The sequence below is a fragment of the Streptomyces sp. NPDC001781 genome (assembly GCF_053596035.1).
The window spans coordinates 1-1,611 of record NZ_JBSFFI010000091.1; the positions used below are offsets into that span (position 1 = coordinate 1).

2 protein-coding genes are annotated in these 1,611 nt (G+C 70.5%); both read left to right on the plus strand.

Annotation, left to right across the window (positions count from 1 at the left end; genetic code table 11):
• Nucleotides 1-160 precede the first annotated feature (160 nt).
• A complete protein-coding gene (locus tag ACWCV3_RS28875; RefSeq protein WP_451230307.1) occupies nt 161-610 on the plus strand; it encodes a hypothetical protein in 450 nt (149 codons plus the stop codon).
• A gap of 75 nt (nt 611-685) precedes the next feature.
• Nucleotides 686-1,611: hypothetical protein (locus ACWCV3_RS28880; protein ID WP_451230310.1), on the plus strand; the 926-nt coding region annotated here is incomplete at its 3' end.

A 1,611-nucleotide genomic window follows, 5' to 3' on the forward strand; every position in this document is an offset into this window, starting at 1 on the left:
GGCTCCCGGCGCCGGACGGGCTGCGCGCCGGCGAGGCGTCCAACCTGATCGACACCGTCACCGCATCCCGGAAGATCGACCGGTTCGTCCCGAAGACGGGTTGACGGCCGCACCAGCCGGGGTATGATTTAGTTAAATCTACAGGAACGAGGAACACGGAATGGACGACAAGAGGCTCCGGGCCGTCATCCGCGAGGAGATCCGCCTGGCCGTCAAGACGTTGGACGACGCGGCCGAGTGGACGGAAGCCGACGAGGACGCCCTGGCAGCCATCCGACGGACGGTGCAGACGTTCCGGAACCGCTACGCCGCTGACTGCGAGGCCGCCGACGCCGAGCGCGCGGAGAACCCGTTCGAGGAGACGGCGCCGGACCCGACGATGTCCCGCGAAGTAGCCGACTTCGTCCTGCGCGCCATGAACGGTTTGCTGCTGGAGGGCTACTGGCCGAAGGCGTACGCCGTGAACGGACGGCACGGCGGTGAGGACGGGCGGGAGTACGACAACGCCCTGCTGCTCCGCGCGGCGGACATCGTAGGCCGCGACAAGATCGAGAATGCGGAGCTGCGACGGCTCATCGCTGAGGCGGAGACCACGGCCGCCGACGAGTAACCCGGGGAGGGGCCCCGCGCCCCTCCCCACCTGGCCGTTAGGCCATTGACCAAGGAAGCAGGAAGGTACATCGCTATGACGACCCCTGAGCGCAAGCCGTGCGGGACGTGCGGCACCGAGTTCACCGTGACCGCCGCAGGCGGGATGCGCAGCCACACCACCGACAACCCGGACTTCCAGGCCGACCCCGAGACCCGCAAGTGCAAGGGCGCGGGCAAGCCCCCGGCCGGCCCCGCAGGGGTCGCCCTCGCCGAGGACATGGAGGGCGGCCAGCCCCAGTGCAGGCTCTGCAAGCACCCCGTCGCCCTGACCGGCAACGGCCGCTCGCGCAGCCACCTCACCCCGGAGGCCACGCCCCGCCCGTGCCCCGGTGGCAGTGACTTCCCGCTCGGCACGTACCCGGAGATTGTGGGGACCACTGACGGCCAGGTGGCCACGCTCGCGTTCGACTGCGAGCACCGCGACGTCGGCGCCTGCCAGGACTGCTACGCGGCCGAGGACGACGAGCGGTTCCTGAAGTCCCTGAAAGATGTCGGCTTCGGAGCGTTCGCGCAGAAGGTTCGGGACGTCCGGGCTAAGGGGGCCCGCGCGGATCACGACCACGAGCCCGGCACGGACGACTACGGGGCGACCGCGTGCATCATCTGCGGCACCGTCCTGGAGGAGCGCCCGACCGCCCCGTGGGGCGTGCAGCCGGACGACGTCACGCAGCCGACCATGGCTGACCAGCTCCGCGATGTGAGCGAGGGCGGCGGGGTCGCCGTCCACTGCTTCTTCAACTGCGGCCACGTCGTGCGCAACTCCAGCCCGGAGAAGGCGCACGACGACATGGAGCAGCACTACCGCGAGGGGCACCCGGGCGCATCGGCGATGGACGGCGACACACGCACCGAGGCCGAACGGTTCATGGGGGCCGGTGTCCCGGAACAGCCGACGGCCCGGGACCGGGCCGACCTGCCCGACGGGTTCGATCCGCGCTGCGAGCAGTGCAACACCGACAC